Source organism: Streptomyces sp. NPDC051909 (assembly GCF_040681095.1).
GTDB lineage: Bacteria > Actinomycetota > Actinomycetes > Streptomycetales > Streptomycetaceae > Streptomyces.
The window spans coordinates 429,907-449,118 of the sequence record NZ_JBFAYA010000002.1 but is presented as its reverse complement, the minus strand read 5'-3'; the positions used below and the strand labels follow the sequence as shown (position 1 = coordinate 449,118).

At 70.1% G+C, this 19,212-nt stretch carries 17 protein-coding genes and 1 riboswitch; of the genes, 6 read left to right on the top strand and 11 right to left on the bottom strand.

The window, feature by feature from the left end:
- Positions 1–35 precede the first annotated feature (35 nt).
- The 6 genes from AB0M18_RS04985 to AB0M18_RS04960 form a co-directional block, all read right to left on the bottom strand.
- A complete protein-coding gene (locus AB0M18_RS04985) occupies positions 36–1,055 on the bottom strand; it encodes a ribonucleotide-diphosphate reductase subunit beta (RefSeq protein WP_365755388.1) in 1,020 nt (339 codons plus the stop codon).
- Entirely contained in the window at positions 1,052–3,421 is a 2,370-nt protein-coding gene (locus tag AB0M18_RS04980; protein ID WP_365755387.1) for a ribonucleoside-diphosphate reductase subunit alpha, read from the bottom strand. The genes AB0M18_RS04985 and AB0M18_RS04980 overlap by 4 nt, the downstream gene beginning before the upstream one ends.
- Before the next feature lie 144 nt (positions 3,422–3,565).
- Positions 3,566–3,722, bottom strand: a riboswitch (cobalamin riboswitch).
- A gap of 34 nt (positions 3,723–3,756) precedes the next feature.
- Positions 3,757–4,266 (bottom strand): GNAT family N-acetyltransferase, encoded by a 510-nt coding sequence (locus AB0M18_RS04975; protein WP_365755386.1) that lies wholly within the window; start codon positions 4,264–4,266, stop codon positions 3,757–3,759.
- Between the two features lie 75 nt (positions 4,267–4,341).
- Complete coding sequence (gene mctP / locus AB0M18_RS04970) at positions 4,342–5,967, bottom strand: monocarboxylate uptake permease MctP (protein WP_365755385.1); 1,626 nt, start codon at positions 5,965–5,967, stop codon at positions 4,342–4,344.
- Positions 5,964–6,218 (bottom strand): DUF3311 domain-containing protein, encoded by a 255-nt coding sequence (locus tag AB0M18_RS04965; RefSeq protein WP_365755384.1) that lies wholly within the window; start codon positions 6,216–6,218, stop codon positions 5,964–5,966. The genes mctP and AB0M18_RS04965 overlap by 4 nt, the downstream gene beginning before the upstream one ends.
- A gap of 229 nt (positions 6,219–6,447) precedes the next feature.
- On the bottom strand, positions 6,448–7,212 hold the full coding sequence (locus AB0M18_RS04960; protein WP_365755383.1) for a GntR family transcriptional regulator: 765 nt from the start codon (positions 7,210–7,212) through the stop codon (positions 6,448–6,450).
- Between the two features lie 303 nt (positions 7,213–7,515).
- On the opposite strand from AB0M18_RS04960, the gene AB0M18_RS04955 reads away from it, so the two are divergent.
- The 4 genes from AB0M18_RS04955 (at position 7,516) to AB0M18_RS04940 (ending at position 12,275) form a co-directional block, all read left to right on the top strand.
- A complete protein-coding gene (locus AB0M18_RS04955) occupies positions 7,516–8,799 on the top strand; it encodes an extracellular solute-binding protein (RefSeq protein ID WP_365755382.1) in 1,284 nt (427 codons plus the stop codon).
- Between the two features lie 78 nt (positions 8,800–8,877).
- On the top strand, positions 8,878–9,870 hold the full coding sequence (locus AB0M18_RS04950; protein ID WP_365755381.1) for a sugar ABC transporter permease: 993 nt from the start codon (positions 8,878–8,880) through the stop codon (positions 9,868–9,870).
- A complete protein-coding gene (locus AB0M18_RS04945) occupies positions 9,867–10,745 on the top strand; it encodes a carbohydrate ABC transporter permease (RefSeq protein WP_365755380.1) in 879 nt (292 codons plus the stop codon). The genes AB0M18_RS04950 and AB0M18_RS04945 overlap by 4 nt, the downstream gene beginning before the upstream one ends.
- A gap of 9 nt (positions 10,746–10,754) precedes the next feature.
- Positions 10,755–12,275, top strand: coding sequence for a glycoside hydrolase family 3 N-terminal domain-containing protein (locus AB0M18_RS04940; RefSeq protein ID WP_365755379.1), 1,521 nt, complete (start codon positions 10,755–10,757; stop codon positions 12,273–12,275).
- Positions 12,276–12,361: 86 nt separating this feature from the next.
- On the opposite strand, the gene nagB is transcribed toward AB0M18_RS04940, so the two are convergent.
- The gene (gene nagB / locus AB0M18_RS04935) at positions 12,362–13,147 is read right to left on the bottom strand and encodes a glucosamine-6-phosphate deaminase (protein ID WP_365755378.1); all 786 of its coding nucleotides are present in this window, start codon (positions 13,145–13,147) and stop codon (positions 12,362–12,364) included.
- Between the two features lie 531 nt (positions 13,148–13,678).
- On the opposite strand from nagB, the gene AB0M18_RS04930 reads away from it, so the two are divergent.
- On the top strand, positions 13,679–15,145 hold the full coding sequence (locus AB0M18_RS04930; protein WP_365755496.1) for a histidine kinase N-terminal domain-containing protein: 1,467 nt from the start codon (positions 13,679–13,681) through the stop codon (positions 15,143–15,145).
- 228 nt (positions 15,146–15,373) lie between these two features.
- On the opposite strand, the gene AB0M18_RS04925 is transcribed toward AB0M18_RS04930, so the two are convergent.
- Both AB0M18_RS04925 and AB0M18_RS04920 read right to left on the bottom strand, forming a co-directional pair.
- A complete protein-coding gene (locus tag AB0M18_RS04925) occupies positions 15,374–15,631 on the bottom strand; it encodes a WhiB family transcriptional regulator (protein ID WP_003953983.1) in 258 nt (85 codons plus the stop codon).
- Positions 15,632–15,950: 319 nt separating this feature from the next.
- Positions 15,951–16,919 carry a diacylglycerol kinase family protein gene (locus AB0M18_RS04920; protein ID WP_365755377.1) on the bottom strand — a complete coding sequence of 323 codons (969 nt, stop codon included), beginning with the start codon at positions 16,917–16,919 and terminating at the stop codon, positions 15,951–15,953.
- A 135-nt stretch (positions 16,920–17,054) separates the two neighbouring features.
- Here AB0M18_RS04920 and AB0M18_RS04915 point away from each other — a divergent pair, with 135 nt between their 5' ends.
- Positions 17,055–17,519 carry a hypothetical protein gene (locus AB0M18_RS04915; RefSeq protein ID WP_365755376.1) on the top strand — a complete coding sequence of 155 codons (465 nt, stop codon included), beginning with the start codon at positions 17,055–17,057 and terminating at the stop codon, positions 17,517–17,519.
- 72 nt (positions 17,520–17,591) lie between these two features.
- On the opposite strand, the gene AB0M18_RS04910 is transcribed toward AB0M18_RS04915, so the two are convergent.
- Complete coding sequence (locus tag AB0M18_RS04910; RefSeq protein WP_365755375.1) at positions 17,592–18,629, bottom strand: RNA polymerase sigma factor SigF; 1,038 nt, start codon at positions 18,627–18,629, stop codon at positions 17,592–17,594.
- The gene (locus AB0M18_RS04905; protein WP_123457481.1) at positions 18,626–19,039 is read right to left on the bottom strand and encodes an anti-sigma regulatory factor; all 414 of its coding nucleotides are present in this window, start codon (positions 19,037–19,039) and stop codon (positions 18,626–18,628) included. Before AB0M18_RS04905 ends, AB0M18_RS04910 begins: the two co-directional genes overlap by 4 nt.
- Between the last annotated feature and the right edge of the window lie 173 nt (positions 19,040–19,212).

The window sequence follows — 19,212 nt, the reverse complement described above, 5'->3', positions numbered from 1 at the left end:
CACTCCTCGCAGTGCGGGGCCCTTCGTCGTACGGACTAGAAGTCCTCGTCCAGGTCCACCGAGCCCTCGACCGCCACCTGGTAGGCGGACGGGCGGCGCTCGAAGAAGTTGGTCAGTTCCTGGACGCCCTGGAGCTCCATGAAGGAGAACGGGTTCTCCGAGCCGTACACCGGGGCGAAGCCCAGGCGGGTCAGCCGCTGGTCGGCGACGCACTGGAGGTACTCGCGCATCGACTCGGTGTTCATGCCCGGCAGGCCCTCGCCGCACAGGTCGCGGCCGAACTGGAGCTCCGCCTCGACGGCCTCCTTCAGCATCTCCGTGACCTGCGCCTGGAGCCCGTCGTCGAAGAGCTCCGGCTCCTCCTTGCGGACGGTGTCCACGACCTCGAAGGCGAAGCTCATGTGCATCGTCTCGTCGCGGAACACCCAGTTGGTGCCGGTCGCCAGGCCGTGCAGCAGACCACGGGACCGGAACCAGTAGACGTACGCGAAGGCGCCGTAGAAGAACAGGCCCTCGATGCAGGCGGCGAAGCAGATCAGGTTCAGCAGGAAGCGGCGGCGGTCGGCGGCCGTCTCAAGGCGGTCGATCTTCTCGACCGAGTCCATCCACTTGAAGCAGAACTGGGCCTTCTCGCGGATGGAGGGGATGTTCTCGACGGCGGCGAACGCGGCGGCGCGGTCGTCCGGGTCGGGCAGGTAGGTGTCGAGCAGCGTCAGATAGAACTGGACGTGCACGGCCTCCTCGAAGAGCTGGCGCGAGAGATAGAGCCGCGCCTCCGGGGAGTTGATGTGCTTGTAGAGCGTCAGCACCAGGTTGTTGGCCACGATCGAGTCGCCGGTCGCGAAGAAGGCGACGAGACGGCCGATCATGTGCTGCTCGCCCGGGGACAGCTTGGCGAGGTCGGCGACGTCCGAGTGGAGGTCGACCTCCTCCACGGTCCAGGTGTTCTTGATCGCGTCGCGGTAGCGCTCGTAGAAGTCCGGGTAGCGCATCGGACGCAGGGTCAGTTCGAAGCCCGGGTCGAGCAGGTTGTGGTTGCGGCTGGGGGTCGTCACTGGCAGGCCTCGCAGGACTCGGGGTTTTCGAGGGAGCAGGCGACGGCGTCCGCGTCGGGTGTGGCCTGCTGGACGGGGATGGTCGTGGCCTGGGCGGCGCGGGCGATGCGGGTCGCCGGGCGGGAGCGCAGGTAGTACGTGGTCTTCAGGCCCTGCTTCCAGGCGTACGCGTACATCGACGACAGCTTGCCGATGGTCGGCGTCTCCATGAACAGGTTCAGGGACTGCGACTGGTCGAGGAAGGGGGTGCGGGCGGCGGCCATGTCGATCAGGCCGCGCTGCGGGATCTCCCAGGCCGTGCGGTACAGCTCGCGCACCTCGGCCGGCACCCAGCCGAAGCCGGCCACCGAGCCGTTGGCCTCGCGCAGCGCCTCGCGGGTCTGCGCGTCCCACACGCCGAGCTCCTTGAGCTCCGCGACCAGGTACGAGTTGACCTGGAGGAACTCGCCGGACAGCGTCTCGCGCTTGAACAGGTTGGAGACCTGCGGCTCGATGCACTCGTAGACGCCGGCGATCGAGGCGATCGTCGCGGTCGGGGCGATGGCGAGGAGGAGGGAGTTGCGCAGGCCGGTCGACGCGATCCGCGCGCGCAGCGCGGCCCAGCGCTCCGGCCAGTTGAGCTCGACGTCGTAGTGGTCGGGGTGCAGCACGCCTCGGGCCGTGCGGGTCTTCTCCCAGGCGGGCAGCGGGCCGTTGCGCTCGGCCAGGTCGGCGGAGGCCTCGTACGCGGCGAGCATGATCCGCTCGGCGATGCGGGTCGACAGGGCGCGGGCTCCGGCCGAGTCGAAGGGGAGCTTCAGCTTGAAGAAGACGTCCTGGAGGCCCATCGCGCCCAGGCCGACCGGGCGCCACTTGGCGTTGGAGCGGCCGGCCTGCTCGGTCGGGTAGAAGTTGATGTCGACGACCCGGTCGAGGAAGGTGACGGCCGTGCGGACGGTCTCGTCGAGCCGGTCCCAGTCGAGGTCGCCCGTCTCCTGGAGCACGAAGGCGCCGAGGTTGACCGAGCCGAGGTTGCACACGGCGGTCTCGCCGTCGTCGGTGACCTCGATGATCTCGGTGCACAGGTTCGAGGAGTGCACGACCGTGCCGGGCTCGGCGGTCTGGTTGGCGGTGCGGTTGGAGGCGTCCTTGAAGGTCATCCAGCCGTTGCCGGTCTGCGCGAGGGTGCGCATCATCCGGCCGTACAGGTCCCGGGCCGGCATGGTCTTGCGGGCCAGGCCCGCCGCCTCGGCCCTGCGGTAGGCGGCGTCGAACTCCTCGCCGTACAGGTCGACGAGCTCGGGCACGTCGGCCGGGGAGAACAGCGACCACTCGCCGTCCGCGTCGACCCGGCGCATGAACTCGTCCGGGATCCAGTGTGCCAGGTTGAGGTTGTGGGTGCGGCGGGCGTCCTCGCCGGTGTTGTCGCGGAGCTCCAGGAACTCCTCGATGTCCGCGTGCCAGGTCTCCAGATAGACGGCGGCGGCGCCCTTGCGGCGGCCGCCCTGGTTCACGGCGGCGACGGAGGCGTCGAGGGTCTTCAGGAACGGGACGATGCCGTTGGAGTGCCCGTTGGTGCCGCGGATCAGCGAACCGCGGGCGCGGATGCGGGAGTAGGCGAGGCCGATGCCGCCGGCGTGCTTGGACAGGCGCGCGACCTGGTGGTAGCGGTCGTAGATGGAGTCCAGCTCGTCCAGCGGGGAGTCGAGCAGGTAGCAGGACGACATCTGCGGGTGGCGGGTGCCGGAGTTGAAGAGGGTGGGGGAGGACGGCAGGTAGTCGAGCCGGCTCATCAGCCCGTACAGCGCCGTGACCTCGTCGAGCGCGCGGGCCGAGTCGTTCTCGGCGAGGCCGGAGGCGACGCGCAGCATGAAGTGCTGCGGGGTCTCGATCACCTTGCGGGTGATCGGGTGCCGGAGCAGATAGCGCGAGTACAGCGTGCGCAGACCGAAGTAGCCGAAGCGGTCGTCGGCGGCCGGGTCGATCGCCGCGTCGAGGCGCTCCGCGTGCAGCGCGACGAAGTCGGCGGTGCGGTCGGCGATCAGGCCCTCGCGGTGGCCGACGGCGACGGAGCCGGAGAAGGACACGGCGCCCTGACCGGCCGCCTCCTCGGTGATCGTGATGGTCAGGAGCCGGGCGGCGAGCCGGGAGTACGCCGGGTCCTCGGCGATCAGGCCGGCGGCGGCCTCGGTGGCCAGCTCGCGCAGTTCCGCCGCGTCCGAGCCGGGGTGCCGGCCGCGCAGCGCGGCGGCGGCGACCCGGCCGGGGTCGGTGTCCGGGAGGTCGGCGGTCAGCTCGGTCAGGGTCCGCAGCAGCGCGGTCCCGGGGCCGTCGCTGTCGACGGCGGAAGCCTGGGCCGAAGCCGGATCGGCGGGCGCGATGGTCACGTGGGGGCTCTCCCTCGCTCGGCTCGGGGCCAGGGCGGGGGAGGCGGGAAACGACGGGCCTCCGTGGCGTACGTACGCACACGGCGGCACCGCGTCCACCGGCCCACTCCGCGAGGCCCGGACGTCTGTGGCACCCGGAACGGACGGACCGGGCGCACCATCGGCAGGTCTTCGGACTCTCTCCGCGCGAAAAGCGCGAAGTGCACCGTTGCGGGACAGTTCCGGATTTCCACCGGATTCCCCTGCGGCGACAGCGAGGACGAGCATACATGTGGGGGGCGCCGATCGCGGCACCCCCCACATGTTGTGTGTCGTCTGACGAGCCGTCTGGATTCCTACAACTCCAGGGCGTAGCAGAGCAGCAGGAAATCGGGCTGCTCGGGAATGGGGGCCCAGTCCCGTTCCGGAGCGCGGCGGAAGCCCAGGCGCTCGTATATGCGGTGCGCGGTGCGCATCTCGGGCTGGGTGGACAGCACGATCCTCTCGCAGCCCTCCACGGCCCGCGCGCGCTCGACACAGGCCCGGACGAGGGCCTCGCCGACGCCTCGGCCGCGGGCCGCCCGGTCGACGGCCAGCATCCGGATCTCGGTCTCGCCGGGGCGGGCGCGGTCGCCCATCACGCCGGGGGCCGGGACGAAGGTCACGCCGCCGAGGACGGCGCCGTCCGCGTCCACGGCGGCGAGCACCTCGGCCACCTCGACCCGTCCGGCCACGTTCCGCAGATGCCCGTAGTACCAGTCGTCCGCGCCATGGAGGAGGAACCCGTCGTCGAGGTAGGCCCGGCCGGTGATCTCGCCGAGGGTCTCGTACTCCTCGGGCCGTACAGGTCTGATCGTGAAGTCCATGCACGTCAGTGTGCCCTTGACGCACCCGCGCCCGCCCCCGGGATTTCGGGGACGGGCGCGGGCTCATGCGCGGTGTCAGTGACCGGCGGCGCCGACCTTCGGCAGGTCGGTGGCGACGCCCGCGTCACCCGCGTCGGCGGTGTAGTCCGCCGGGGAGGTCTCGTCGACGCCCTCGGGGGCCTTGACGGCCTTGAGGACGAAGGTGAGGACCACGGTGACGAGCACGTTGAGGACGAAGGCGGTGAGGGCGATGTAGCCCATCTCGCCGATGCCCGGGATCTCCGCGGCGGAGCCGCCGAAGTGCTTCTGGGTCGGGCTCGCGACGCCGTACGCGGCGAACGTGCCGTAGATCATGCCGACCGCCCAGCCGGCGAGCAGTGCCCAGCGGTGCATCCAGCGGGTGAACAGACCGCCGACCAGGGCCGGGAAGGTCTGCAGGATCCAGATGCCGCCGAGCAGCTGGAAGTTGATCGCGACGGTCTTGTCCATGGTGAGGACGAAGATCAGCGCGCCGACCTTCACCAGGAGCGAGACCAGCTTGGAGACCTTGGTCTCCTGCGCGGGGGTCGCGTCGCGCTTGATGAAGTCCTTGTAGATGTTGCGGGTGAAGAGGTTGGCCGCGGCGATCGACATGATCGCGGCCGGCACGAGCGCGCCGATGCCGATGGCGGCGAAGGCCACGCCCGCGAACCAGTCGGGGAACATGTTCTCGAAGAGCTGCGGGATGGCGAGCTGGCCGTTGGTCACCTTCACCCCGGCGGCGATCGCCATGAAGCCGAGCAGCGCGAGCAGGCCCAGCATCAGCGAGTACAGCGGCAGGATGGTGGTGTTGCGGCGGATCACCTCGCGGCTCTTCGACGACAGGGTCGCCGTGATCGAGTGCGGGTACATGAACAGCGCGAGCGCCGAGCCGAGCGCGAGGGTCGCGTACGTCCACTGGCTCGCCTCGCCGGGCACGAGCGCGCCCTTGGGCTTGCCGGTGGCCGGGTTGACCTGGGCGAAGGCCTCGCCGGCCTTGCCGAAGATCTCGTCGAAGCCGCCCAGCTTGATCGGGATGTAGATGATCGCCACCGCGATGACGATGTAGATGAGCGTGTCCTTGACGAACGCGATGAGCGCGGGCGCGCGCAGACCGGACGAGTAGGTGTACGCGGCGAGCACGCCGAAGGCGATGAGCAGCGGCAGGTCCTTGACGAACCAGTTGGTGTTCTCGCCGCCGCCGACGCCCATCACGTCCAGGACGGCCTGGATGCCGACCAGTTGGAGCGCGATGTACGGCATGGTGGCGAGGATGCCGGTGACCGCGACCGCGAGCGAGAGGCCCTTGGAGTCGAAGCGCCCGCGCACGAAGTCCGAGGTGGTCACGTACCCGTGCTTGTGCGACACCGACCACAGGCGGGGCAGGAAGGTGAAGATCAGCGGGTAGACCAGGATGGTGTACGGCACCGCGAAGAAGCCGGCCGCGCCTGCCGCGTAGATCGCCGCCGGGACGGCGACGAAGGTGTACGCGGTGTAGAGGTCGCCGCCCAGCAGGAACCAGGTGATCCAGGTGCCGAACGAGCGGCCGCCCAGGCCCCATTCGTCGAGGCTGTGCTCGTTCTCGGCCCGGCGCCACCGGGCCGCCAGGAAGCCCATGACCGTGACGGCCAGGAAGAAGAAGATGAAGACGCCGAGCGCGACGCCGTTCACGCCGTCCTTCACTGCGACGCACCCCCCTTGCGGGCGCGCTGGTCACGCTGCCACAGCTTGTAGGCGACCATGGTGAGCAGGGTCGAGATCAGCACCCAGAGCATCTGGTACCAGTAGAAGAACGGGACGCCGATGAAGGTGGGTTCCACCTTCGCGTAGGAGCTCACCCACAGCATCGCGACGAACGGTACGAAGAGGCAGAGCGCGATCACCACTCTCAGTGGAGTGATGACCGGTTGTTTCCCTTGTGTCTCTTGTGACATGGCGATCCCGTCCCACGTGCCGATGACCTTGTAATGCCGAGGAAATCTAGGGGACCGTTCGCATTCTCGGAACCCCTGTCCGTATCACGGATGTGTTCCCGCGGTGGTTCACAACCAGCCATCTGGCAGCCCGCACGGGCCGATCTTTCCCGGAAGCGACCGGTTCGCCCGGCGGCTCGGAATGGCTGGTTCTCGTCCGTCGGCGGACTCGAACCAGCCTTGCCCGTCGTCAGTCGAGCGGCCGCTGGAGGCGGGCGACGAACTTGTACCGGTCGCCCCGGTAGACCGAGCGCACCCACTCGACCGGATCGCCGTGGGCGTCCAGCGAGTGGCGGGAGAGCATCAGCATCGGCAGGCCCACGTCCGTGCCGAGCAGGCCGGCCTCGCGCGGGGTGGCGAGCGAGGTCTCGATGGTCTCCTCGGCCTCGGCGAGGTGCACGTCGTACACCTCGGCGAGCGCGGTGTAGAGCGAGGTGTACTTCACCAGCGAACGCCGCAGCGCGGGGAAGCGCTTGGCGGACAGATGGGTGGTCTCGATGGCCATCGGCTCGCCGCTGGCGAGGCGCAGGCGCTCGATGCGCAGCACCCGTCCGCCGGTGGAGATGTCGAGCAGCCCGGCGAGGGTGTCGTCGGCCGTCACGTAGCCGATGTCGAGCAGCTGCGAGGTGGGCTCCAGGCCCTGGGCCCGCATGTCCTCGGTGTACGAGGTGAGCTGGAGGGCCTGGGAGACCTTGGGCTTGGCCACGAACGTGCCCTTGCCCTGGATCCGCTCCAGGCGGCCCTCGACGACCAGCTCCTGCAGGGCCTGGCGGACCGTCGTGCGCGAGGTGTCGAACTCCGCGGCGAGGGTCCGCTCCGGCGGCACCGGCGTACCGGGCGCCTGGGTCTCGGTCATGTCGAGCAGGTGCCGCTTCAGCCGGTAGTACTTGGGCACGCGCGCGGTACGGGTGGCGATCCCGCTGTCTGTCTCGGTGTTCCCCGCGTCCGTGGCCATGGCCCGCCTTTCCGACTCCTGTGCTGCTGCCGTCACCGGCTCCTCCGTCTGTCGCGGCTCACATGGTGGCACGGACCGGTCACGGGTCGTCGCCCTCCCTCAGGTGTCGGTCCGGTAACGGACCCGACTGCCCTTCTTATACACCCTTGACACCCCTAAAGGTCTAGGCCAAGCTCCGGGTACTGGTCTACACCATTAAAGATCAGGTCCCAGCCCCACAGCATTACTCGAGGTACGACTCGACGTAAGTCTTCGCGTCTTCGCGCGGTGGGAGGGGGAGCAGGCATCCCTGAGGAGGGTGGCGTGAAGCGCAAGCTCATCGCGGCGATCGGCGTCGCGGGCATGATGGTCGGCATTGCCGCGTGTGGTGGCTCGGACGACAAGGGCGGGGCGAAGGCCGGCGGCGACGCCAAGGAGCTCACCGTCTGGCTGACGGTCGACGCCCAGAACAACTGGCCCGAGCTGGTCAAGGCCGCCGACGACGCGGTCGCCAAGAAGCACCCGGGCATCAAGATCAACCACGAGTACTACGGCTGGCCGGACAAGAACACCAAGCTCGACGCGGTGCTCGCGACCGACAAGGCCCCGGACGTTGTCGAGATGGGCAACTCCGAGATGATCAGCTACATGGCCAAGGGCGCCTTCGCCGAGGTCGACCCGTCGAAGTTCGAGAACTCCGACAAGTGGCTGGACGCCCTCAAGGACTCGGTCACCTACAACGGCAAGACCTACGGCGTCCCCTACTACGCCGGTGGCCGCGTCGGCACCTGGCGCAAGGACATCGCCGCCGAGGCGGGCGTCAAGGCCGCCCCGAAGACCTGGGCCGAGCTGACCGCCGCGCTCGACGCCATCCAGAAGAAGAAGGGCGACAAGTTCAGCGCCTGGTACCAGCCGTCGCCGGACTGGTACGCCGCGATGTCCTTCGTCTACGAGCAGGGCGGCTCCATCGCCAAGCAGGACGGCGAGACCTGGAAGGCGAACCTGTCCTCGCCGGAGTCCATCAAGGGCCTCACCGAGTACAAGAACATCCTCGACAAGTACATGCACGGCGACAAGACGAAGGACGAGGCCGACCGTCCCGTCGTCTACGGCCAGGGCAAGTCGGCGACGATCTTCGCCGCCGCCTGGGAGGGCGCCACCGCCGCCGACCCGAAGAGCGACAAGGTCGGCGGGCTGAAGGACAAGCTCGAGAACTTCGTCATGCCCGGCCCGTCCGGCAAGAACCTCCCGGTGTTCCTCGGCGGTTCGGACCTGGCCGTCCCGGTCAAGTCCAAGGCGCAGGCCGTCGCGGCCGAGTGGATCAACGCCTTCACCGGCGCCGAGGGCCAGAAGGGCCTCATGGCCAAGGGCAACCTGCCGAACAACAAGGCGGACCTCGCCCCGCTGAAGAACGACCCGGCCACCGCCGTCCCGGCGACCGCGGCCGAGTCCAGCTGGTTCGTCCCGACCGCCCCCGGCTGGGGCCAGGTCGAGAAGGCCCAGACCCTCAAGACGATGCTCATCGACATCGCCAACGGCAAGAAGTCGGTCGAGCAGGCGGCCAAGGACGCCGACGCCGCGATCGACAAGGTCATCAACACCAAGTGACCTGACGTGCAGGGCCCCGTCGTCGCGTGACGGGGCCCTGCCGCCCGTACCACGAGAGGGATCGCTGAGGAGCACGGGATGAGTGCCGCAGACACAACCACCGCGAAGGTGCCGCCGGCGCGGCAATCGCCACCATCCGGCTCCACGGCCGGTACGCCCGCCCGACGCGGCGGGAAGCCCAGGAGCGGGGCCGGGATCCCCTGGCTGCTGCTCGCGCCATGCCTGCTCGTGCTGCTCCTGGTGCTGGGCTATCCGCTGGTCCGCCTGGTCACCCTCTCGTTCCAGCACTTCGGCCAGCCGCAGCTGTGGGGCTTCCAGGAAGCGGAGTCGGCCGGCTTCGACAACTTCGCCAAGATCCTCGGCGACGGCGAGTTCTGGTCCGTCGTCCTGCGGACGGTGATCTTCGCGGCCGGCGCCGTGATCGTCACCATGGTGCTCGGCATGCTGATCGCCCTGCTCCTCCAGCGGGTCTCGGGCTGGGTCAAGCTGCTGATCAACATCGTGCTCGTGGCGAGCTGGGGCATGCCCATCATCGTCGCCACCGCCATCTTCAAGTGGGTCTTCGACGCCGACTACGGCGTCCTCAACTGGCTGCTCAGCCGCCTTCCCGGCGTCGACATGATCGGTCACAACTGGTTCGCCAGCGGCCCCGAGGGCCTGGCCGTGATCATGCTCCTGGTGGTGTGGGGCGCCGTGCCCTTCGTCGTGATCACCCTCACCGCGGGCCTCACCCAGGTGCCCAAGGAGCTCGAAGAGGCCGCGCGCCTCGACGGCGCCGGCGCCTGGGGCGTGTTCCGCTACGTCACCCTGCCCATCCTCAAGCCGATCATCGTCATGCTGACGACGCTCTCGGTGATCTGGGACATGGGTGTCTTCCCGCAGGTCTACGTGATGCGCAACGGCCACCCCGAGGCGGAGTTCCAGCTGCTGACCACGTACTCCTTCGACCGGGCGTTCGTCGTCAACGACTACGGCACCGGCTCGGCCATCGCGCTCGTCACGGTCCTGCTGCTGCTCGGCGTGGTCGCGGTGTACATGCGCCAGATGCTCAAGATCGGAGATGTGGAGTGAGCGTCACGAAGGCTCCCGCCGCCACCCATGGCCCCGCGCCCCATCGCCCGCGCAAGCCCCGCAAGTCCAAGCTCGGCTGGAACCTGCTCGGCCTGCTCGTCTTCGTCACCGCCGGCTTCCCCGTCTACTGGATGCTCAACACGGCCTTCAAGCCGGCCAAGGACGCGATCGACCCGAACCCGCACTTCTTCCCGACCACGTTCACCCTTGAGAACTTCAAGCGTGCCCTGGACATCGCGGACTTCTGGGGCCCGGTCACCCGCAGCCTCGTCGTGTCGGCCGTCGTCGTCGTCATCGGCATCGCGGTCGGACTGCTCGCCGCCCTCGCCATCTCCCGGTTCGCCTTCCGCGGCCGCAAGATCGTCATCGTCGGCATCCTCGCGGTCCAGATGGTCCCGCTCGTCGCGATGATCATCCCGGTCTTCCTGCTGCTCAACGACCTCGGGCAGTACGACAAGCTCAGCGGCCTGATCATCACCTACCTGACCTTCATCCTGCCGTTCACGGTGTGGACGCTGCGCGGCTTCATCGTCAACATCCCCAAGGAGCTGGAGGAGGCGGCGCAGGTCGACGGCTGCACCCCGACCGGGGCCTTCCTCCGGGTCGTCTTCCCGCTGCTCGCCCCGGGGATGGTCGCCACCTCCGTCTACGGCTTCATCCAGGCGTGGAACGAGTACCTGTACGCGCTGATGCTGATGAGCCAGCAGAACCAGACGGCCACCGTCTGGCTGTCCAACTTCATCACCAAGAACGGCACCGAGTACGCCCCGATGATGGCCGGCTCGACCATGATGGCCGTCCCCATCGTGGTCCTCTTCCTCCTCGTCCAGCGCAAGATGGCCGCGGGCCTGACGGCCGGCGCGGTGAAGGGATAACGGCGCCCCATGACCACGTTCGCAACCGGCTCGGACACCCTGACCCGGGACGCGCTCACCGTCCTCCAGCCGGGCTTCGTCGGCACCACCGCCCCCGACTGGCTGCTCCGCCGGATCGGCGAGGGACTGTCCTCGGTGGGCCTCTTCGGCCGCAACGTCGTCGCCCCCGACCAGCTGGCCGCCCTCACCGCCCGGCTGCGCGCCGAGCGCGAGGACGTCCTGGTCGCCATCGACGAGGAGGGCGGCGACGTCACCCGCCTGGAGGTGCGCGAGGGCTCCTCCTTCCCCGGCAACTACGCCCTCGGCAGCGTCGACGACGTCGAGCTCACCCGGGCCGTGGCCCGCGAGCTCGGCCGCCGGCTCGCCGAGTGCGGGATCGACCTCAACTGGGCGCCGTCCGCCGACGTCAACTCCAACGCCGACAACCCGGTCATCGGGGTGCGCTCCTTCGGCGCCGACCCCGACCTGGTCGCCCGGCACACCGTGGCCTACGTCGACGGCCTCCAGGCCGTGGGCGTCGCCGCCTGCACCAAGCACTTCCCGGGACACGGCGACACCAACGTGGACTCGCACCACGCGCTGCCCCGGATCGATGTGAATCTCGCGACACTGCACGCCCGTGAGCTGGTACCTTTCCGCGCGGCCGTCGCCGCGGGTACCAAAGCCGTCATGAGCGCGCATATCCTGCTGTCCGCGCTCGACCCCGACCGGCCGGCCACCCTGAGCCCGCAGATCCTCACCGGACTGCTGCGCCGGGAGCTGGGCTTCGAGGGGCTGATCGTCACCGACGGGATGGAGATGCAGGCCATCGCGTCGACGTACGGCATCGAGCGTGGATCCGTCCTCGCGATCGCCGCGGGCGCCGACGCCATCTGCGTCGGCGGCGGGCTGGCCGACGAGGACACCGTACTGCGGCTGCGCGACGCGCTGGTCGATGCGGTACGGACCGGTGAACTGCCCGAGGAGCGGCTGGCCGACGCCGCGGCGCGCGTACGCGCCCTGGCGGCCTGGACCCAGGCGCACCGGGCCAGGGGGGCTGCATCGGGGCCGGGCGCGGCGTCACAGGAGGGGACCGCGCCCGGCACCGAGGTCGGACTCGTCGCGGCCCGCCGGGCCCTGAAGGTGACACCGGGGGAGCGGCCCTTCCAGCCGCTCACCGCCGCGCCCTACGTGGCCTCCCTCACCCCGGTCGCGAACTTCGCCGTCGGCGACGAGACGCCCTGGGGCATCGCCGCCGAGCTGGAGCGCCTGCTGCCGGGCACCACGACCGGCTCGTACGGAGCGGAGGCCTCGGCCGACGCCGTGCTCGCCGCCGCCGGGGAGCGGCGCGTGGTCGCCGTCGTCCGCGACGCCCACCGGCACCCGTGGATGGCCGGCACCCTGGACGCCCTGCTCGCGGCCCGCCCCGACACCGTGGTGGTGGAGATGGGTCTGAACGAGTCGTCCCCGCGCGGCGCCCTCCACATCGCCACCCACGGCGCCGCCCGCGTCTGCGGCCGCGCGGCGGCCGAGGTCATCGCGGGAGCCTGAGTCCCGGGAGTTCTAGGGGTACGCGAAGGGGCCCGGCACCTGATCCAGGTGCCGGGCCCCTCCGCGTACGACCGCGTGGGGTGGATCTAGATGCCCTGCCAGGAGGGCTTGTTCGCGTAGGTGTGGCGGAAGTAGTCCGCGAGCTTCAGCTTGGAGGCGGCGGCCTCGTCCACGACCACCGTCGCGTGCGGGTGCAGCTGGAGCGCGGAGGCCGGCACCAGCGCCGCCACCGGGCCCTCGACGGTCTGCGCCACGGCCTCGGCCTTGCCCTCGCCGGTGGCGAGCAGCACCAGGTGGCGGGCCTCCAGGATGGTGCCGATGCCCTGGGTGATGACGTGGTGCGGCACCTGCTCGATGTCGTTGTCGAAGAAGCGTGCGTTGTCGATCCGGGTCTGCTCGGTGAGCGTCTTGATCCGGGTGCGGGAGGCGAGCGAGGAGCACGGCTCGTTGAAGCCGATGTGCCCGTCCGTGCCGATGCCGAGGATCTGCAGGTCGACGCCGCCGGCGTCGACGAGCGCCTGGTCGTACGCCTCGCAGGCCGCCTGGACGTCCTCGGCCGAGCCGTCGGGGCCCATGAAGGCGTCGGGGGAGAGCCCGAGCGGCTCGACGACCTGGCGCAGCACCGTCGCCCGGTACGACTCGGGGTGCCCGGTGGGCAGGCCCACGTACTCGTCCAGCTGGGCGATCCGAGCCCGGGAGACGTCCACGGAGCCCGCCGCGACCTTGGCGGTCAGGGCGTCGTAGATGGGCAGCGGGGTCGATCCGGTGGCCACGCCGAGCAGCGCGTCGGGCTTGCGGCGCAGGAGGTCGGCGATGCCGTCCGCGATGAGCTCGCCGCCCGCCGTGGCGTCCTTGACGATGACAACTTCCACGCTGTGCCTGCCGATCTGGTGAGGGGCTGGAAAGGAGCCGGTGGTATAGACCAATCTAGGCTCAAATCTAGCAGAGCGCGGGCCCTCGGCCCATGCCGTTCCGGCTGCCGGACGGGGCGCCGGGCGAGGCTGCTCCCATGGTCGAACGCGGCTGTCCCGGCGGCCACCCGGAAGGGCCGCTGAAGGGGGGCGGGTCGGAAAGGGGCCCGGAAATGCCCGCGGGCCGCGGCACCGGGACGGGACCCTCAACCCGTCCGGCACCGCAGCCCGGAGCTGCCCGGCCGGGGGTGTGCGGTTCCCTCGGCCGTTGTGGGAGGTCTCGGCGCAGTCAGGGCAGAGAGCGCCGGGTACCTCGTCCGTCCTCCTGTGCGGGGAGGACGGAGGCTCTATGAAATGATTGTGGACTAGACCATTCTTGTCTGTCCATCCATGCGAGCCTGGTCGTTCCGGGCCCATCCTCCAACACGGACGCCGGGAACTCCAGGTTCACCGCCCGGTAATTCCACGGGTACGCTCGCACACGTGCCCTCCATGAACGACCTCGTCCGCCAGCACACCGCACTCAGCGAGTCCGACCTCGACTGGCTCCACCTGCTGGTCTCGGAGTGGCAGCTGCTCTCCGACCTCTCCTTCGCCGACCTGGTCCTGTGGGTCCCGACCCTCGACGGCACCCGCTATGTCTCCGTCGCCCAGATGCGCCCCAACACCGGGCCCACCTCCTACCAGGACGACATGGTCGGCCACCTGGTCCCGCGCGGCCGCCGCCCGCTGCTCGACGCCGCCCTCGACGAGGGCCGGATCGTCCGCGAGGGCGACCCCGAGTGGCGCGAGGAGGTCCCCGTACGGGTCGAGTCCATCCCCGTGCGGCGCGAGGGCAGGGTCCTCGGCGTCATCGCCCGCAACACCAATCTGCTCACCGTGCGGACCCCGTCCCGGCTGGAGCTCACCTACCTCCAGTCCGCCTCCGACCTGGCCCAGATGATCGCGGCCGGCTCCTTCCCCTTCCCCGGGGAGCAGGTCGACATGGACTCCTCGCCCCGGGCCGGCGACGGCCTGATGCGGCTCGACGCCGACGGCGTCGTCCAGTACGCCTCGCCCAACGCGCTCTCCGCCTACCACCGGCTCGGCCTCGCCGCCGACCTGGTCGGCCAGGAACTCGGCCAGGTCACCGCGGAACTCGCCCCCTCCCGTGGGCCGGTGGACGAGGCGCTGGTCAAGATGGCCTCCGGCTACGCCCCGCGCGAGTTCGAGATCGAGGGCAGCGGCGGGGTGATCCAGCTGCGGGCGATCCCGCTCAAGCCCAAGGGCGCCCGCATCGGCTCCCTCGTCCTGCTCCGCGACGTCACCGAACTGCGTCGCCGCGAGCGCGAGTTGATCACCAAGGACGCCACCATCCGGGAGATCCACCACCGGGTGAAGAACAACCTCCAGACGGTGGCCGCGCTGCTGCGCCTCCAGGCCCGCCGGATGGACTCCGACCGGGGTCGCGAGGCGCTCAACGAGGCCGTGCGACGGGTCGGCTCGATCGCCATCGTCCACGAGACGCTGTCCCAGAACCTGGACGAGCGGGTCGAGTTCGACGAGATCGCCGACCGGGTGATCGCGATGGTCGCCGAGATCTCCCCCGGCAAGGTCACCTGCCGGCGCAACGGACGCTTCGGCATCCTCGACGCCGAGGTCGCCACCCCGCTCTCCATGGTGCTCACCGAGGTCCTGCAGAACGCCCTGGAGCACGCCTTCGCGCCCGGCGAGCAGGGCACCGTCGAGGTCACCGCCGTCCGCGGCGAACCGCGCGCCGACGCCCGGCTGCTGATCACGGTCAAGGACGACGGCCGCGGTCTGCCCGAGGGATTCGACCCGCAGCGGGCCGGCAACCTCGGCCTGCAGATCGTACGGACCCTGGTCGAGGGCGAACTCGGCGGCACTTTCGACATGCAGCCCGGCGCGGAACGCGGTACGCGGGTCGTGCTCGACATTCCCGTACAGCCGCAGAAGTAATACGCCGACGGGAATTCTTATGCGGCGAACTGCCTTCCGGGAGAGGGCAGTTCCCGTGCGGTGGGTGCGTGAGACCCGTGCGGTGAGTGCGGTGAAGAGCAGCGAGCCCCGGACCGAAGTGAATCGGTCCGGGGCTCGAATGCTGTGGGTTACTGCGCGCGCTGCGGCTCGGGGGCGGTGATTGCGTACACGACGTACGCGCCGCTTGCCTCAGACTGTGCAGGTGGCTCAGGCGCTGGCGTTGCGCGCCCGGTTGCGGGCGGCGCGGCGCTTCATCGCACGACGCTCGTCCTCGCTGAGGCCACCCCAGACGCCGGAGTCCTGGCCGGACTCGAGCGCCCACTGCAGGCACTGCTCCATGACGGGGCAGCGGCGGCAGACGGCCTTGGCTTCCTCGATCTGCAGCAGCGCAGGACCGGTGTTGCCGATGGGGAAGAACAGCTCGGGGTCTTCCTCACGACAAACGGCGTTGTGACGCCAGTCCATGGCTGCTACCTCTCTCAGGTGTTACGTGCAAGTTGCTTGTGAATGTGAACGCTTTCACGAATCCCCCCGCAGGGGAAGGGCCGACTGCCAGGTGAACTGGCGTGGTCCTTGTCACTGGGGTGGGGTTCTGGCTCTCAGTGGAGGCCGGTCTTGCGGGCCGTCCCGATCGCCAAGAAGAGACTCCCAAACCCCAGCAACGGATACAACCCCTTCTGGAAAGTTTTTTTTGATTCCTCGGTGTCGGCTCCGTCACAGCCGTACTTCTAGGGGGTGGAGGGCAGCCTAAACGTTCGAGTGGAAGGACTTTCGGTCCTTCTGGTCACACAATCACACGCAGTGCACGGCGTACGCCTGTGAACGTCACGCTCGTACGCAGCCCCAGGTGGTCGCCGTCCATCTGGAGCGGCAGTGGCACCTTCGAATGCAAGGTGAAGTCGGTCAGATCGTGCAGGGTCACCGCATGCTTGCCGCGGGGCCCCCGCTCGGGGGTCGAAGTGAGCAGCTGAGTGGCGTACCGGGCCACCGAAGGAGCCGACAGACGGCTCAGTCCGAGCACGTCCAGGGCCGTCTCGAAGGAGGCCTCCGGCGACGCGTACACCGGACGATTCCCCAGGTAGGTCCAGGGGGAGGTGTTGCAGATTATGGAGAGCACGAGATCCTTCACGGGATCCTCGCCGGGCCGCTCCAGGGTGATCGTGCCGTGCCGCCGGTTCTGCTCGCCCAGGAACTGGCGCACCACCTGGCGCAGATAGAGCGCGTGGGTCGAACGCTTGCCGCGCTCGCGCTGCTGTTCGACCCGGCCGATCACGCTCGCGTCGAAACCGAAACCCGCACAGAACGTGAACCAGCGTTCGGGAACCGCCTCGTCGTCCGTGCCCGCGGTCCCGGACGCCAGTCCGAGACCGACCGTCCGCGCCCGCCGCTCGCGCAGCGCGTCGAGCAGCGCACCGGTCGCCTCCACCGCGTCGTTCGGCAGACCGAGCGCCCGCGCGAACACGTTGGTCGAGCCGCCCGGCACCACCGCGAGCCCCGGCAGCCGGTCCGGATCCGGCCCCGCGTGCAGCAGCCCGTTGACCACCTCGTTGACCGTGCCGTCGCCGCCGAGCGCCACGACGAGGTCGATGTCGTCCGAGTCGGCGGCCCTGCGACCAAGGTCACGGGCATGGCCCCGGTACTCGGTCGTCACCGCCTCCAGCTTCATCTCGCTGGCGAGCGCGTGGATCAGCACGTCCCGTGTGCGCGCACTGGTGGTGGTTGCTGCCGGATTGACCACGAGAAGCGCGCGCATGACCGCCAGCGTACCTACCCGGCGGTACCGGGCCCAGTCCCGGCCTCCCCGACCGGACCCGGATCCGCCCCCTAGGGCCTGTCCGGCCGCGCCTGGGCGCCCCGCCCCGTACCGGCCCCGGCTACCCTGCCTTGCATGAGCAGTGCGAGCAGGGCGAGCAGCGCCGACACGAGCAGTTCCGAGCAGCCGACGGAGCCGGTCTCCCGGCCCGGGCGGCTCACCGCCGCCGCGGTGGTGGCCGCGGTCGAGGGCCTGGCCCTCGTGGCCGGCGGCCTCGTCATCCTGGTCCGCAGCCTCGGCGACCGGCCCGGCGACCTCACCTCGGCCCTCATGGGCGCGGTCACCCTGGTCGCCCTCGGCCTCATCCCGCTGGTCGCCGCCCGCGGTCTGTGGCTGCGCCGCTCCTGGAGCCGCGGCCCCTCCGTGATCACCCAGATCCTGGCGCTGCCCGTCGCCTGGCAGCTCCTCCAGGCCGACAGCGTGATGATCCCGGCCGGCATCGCCCTCGCGGTCCTCGCCGTGACCGGCCTCGTCCTCCTGGTGAGCCCGTCCACCACCGCGGCGCTCGGCATCCGGCGCCCGGGCCAGGACGCCTCGTAACGCACGGCTCGCGCATGACGGAGGGGCCGGGGGATCACCCCCGGCCCCTCCGTCATGACACCGGTGTTCCGCTCACTCCTCCACGAGGAGCTTGTCCCGCAGCTGCGCCAGCGTCCGCGCGAGCAGTCGCGAGACGTGCATCTGCGAGATGCCGACCTCCTGCGCGATCTGCGACTGGGTCATGTTCCCGAAGAAGCGAAGCAGCAGGATCCGCTTCTCGCGCGGCGGCAGGTCCTCCAGGAGCGGCTTGAGCGACTCCCGGTACTCGACGCCCTCCAGGGCCTCGTCCTCCGCGCCCAGGGTGTCCGCCACCGCCGGCGACTCGTCGTCCGTGTCCGGGACGTCGAGCGAGAGCGTCGAGTAGGCGTTCGCCGACTCCAGACCCTCCAGGACCTCCTCCTCGGAGATCCCGAGCCGCTCCGCCAGCTCGTGCACCGTCGGCGAGCGCCCGTGCTGCTGGGACAGCTCGGCCGTCGCCGTGGTCAGGGAGAGCCGCAGCTCCTGCAGGCGGCGGGGGACCCGTACCGCCCATCCCTTGTCACGGAAGTGGCGCTTGATCTCGCCCACCACCGTCGGCGTCGCGTACGTGGAGAACTCCACCCCGCGGTCCGGGTCGAACCGGTCCACCGACTTGATCAGGCCGATCGTCGCCACCTGCGTCAGGTCGTCCAGCGGCTCGCCCCGGTTGCGGAAGCGCCGGGCCAGGTGCTCCACCAGCGGCAGGTGCATCCGCACCAGCCGGTCGCGCAGCGCCGCCTTCTCCGGCGAACCCTCCGGAAGGCCGCGCAGTTCGACGAAGAGCGCCCGCGCACCGCTACGGTCGTGCGGTTCGGAGGCGGCTTCCGGGGCCGGGCCGGAAGCCGGGCCGGAAGCCGCTTCGGGGGCCGGACCGGGGGGCGGATCGGGGACGTGGCCGGGCGCCCCGTCGGGGACCCGGTCGTGGGCCTCCCGAGGCGCGCCCGCTCCCGGGGCCTCTTCGTGCTGCTCGTGCTCGCTCATCTGGTCCGCCTGCTCCGTAGCGACCTCGACCTCGACCTCGACACCGGCCGCCCCCTGCGGCCGGGCCCGCTGCTGTTCAGGGATGCCGGCCGTCGCGTCCCCGCTCCTCACGCCGGGCCTGGCCCCGCGCCGCGCTGTTTGTACAGGCTGATGGAGACCGTCCGGTCCTCGGCGACCGACGACTCCACCTTCCCGGCGAGCGCGGAGAGCACCGTCCACGCGAAGGTGTCCCGCTCCGGCGCCCTGCCGTCCGTGGTCGGGGCCGACACCGTGACGTCGAGCGAGTCGTCGATCAGACGGAACACACAGCTCAGCACCGAGCCCGGAACCGCCTGCTGGAGCAGGATCGCGCATGCCTCGTCGACCGCGATCCGCAGGTCCTCGATCTCGTCGAGGGTGAAGTCCAAGCGCGCCGCGAGACCGGCCGTGGCCGTACGCAGCACGGACAGGTAGGCACCCGCAGCGGGCAGCCGGACTTCCACGAAGTCCTGGGTCCCGGGCTCGCCTGCGATCTGGGACACCCTCACCTCCAAGGTGGCACAAGCTCTTTCGGGATCCGGGGCGGAAAGCCCCGGACCTGGCGGTACGCAGTCGGTTCTGCAGTCCGCCGAGACGCTATCGCGATCCGTCCCGCCGTGTCGCCGGGGGCCCGGGAGGACCGCCCCCGCGGGGACCCGGTCCGGAAGGACCCGCC

Coding starts and splice junctions, on each gene's coding strand:
- AB0M18_RS04940 (WP_365755379.1), top strand. CDS start 10,755: ATGACCACGTTCGCAACCGGCTCGGACACCCTGACCCGGGACGCGCTC.
- AB0M18_RS04960 (WP_365755383.1), bottom strand. CDS start 7,212: ATGGCCACGGACGCGGGGAACACCGAGACAGACAGCGGGATCGCCACC.
- AB0M18_RS04950 (WP_365755381.1), top strand. CDS start 8,878: ATGAGTGCCGCAGACACAACCACCGCGAAGGTGCCGCCGGCGCGGCAA.
- AB0M18_RS04930 (WP_365755496.1), top strand. CDS start 13,679: ATGAACGACCTCGTCCGCCAGCACACCGCACTCAGCGAGTCCGACCTC.
- AB0M18_RS04915 (WP_365755376.1), top strand. CDS start 17,055: ATGAGCAGTGCGAGCAGGGCGAGCAGCGCCGACACGAGCAGTTCCGAG.
- AB0M18_RS04975 (WP_365755386.1), bottom strand. CDS start 4,266: ATGGACTTCACGATCAGACCTGTACGGCCCGAGGAGTACGAGACCCTC.
- AB0M18_RS04965 (WP_365755384.1), bottom strand. CDS start 6,218: ATGTCACAAGAGACACAAGGGAAACAACCGGTCATCACTCCACTGAGA.
- AB0M18_RS04925 (WP_003953983.1), bottom strand. CDS start 15,631: ATGGACTGGCGTCACAACGCCGTTTGTCGTGAGGAAGACCCCGAGCTG.
- AB0M18_RS04920 (WP_365755377.1), bottom strand. CDS start 16,919: ATGCGCGCGCTTCTCGTGGTCAATCCGGCAGCAACCACCACCAGTGCG.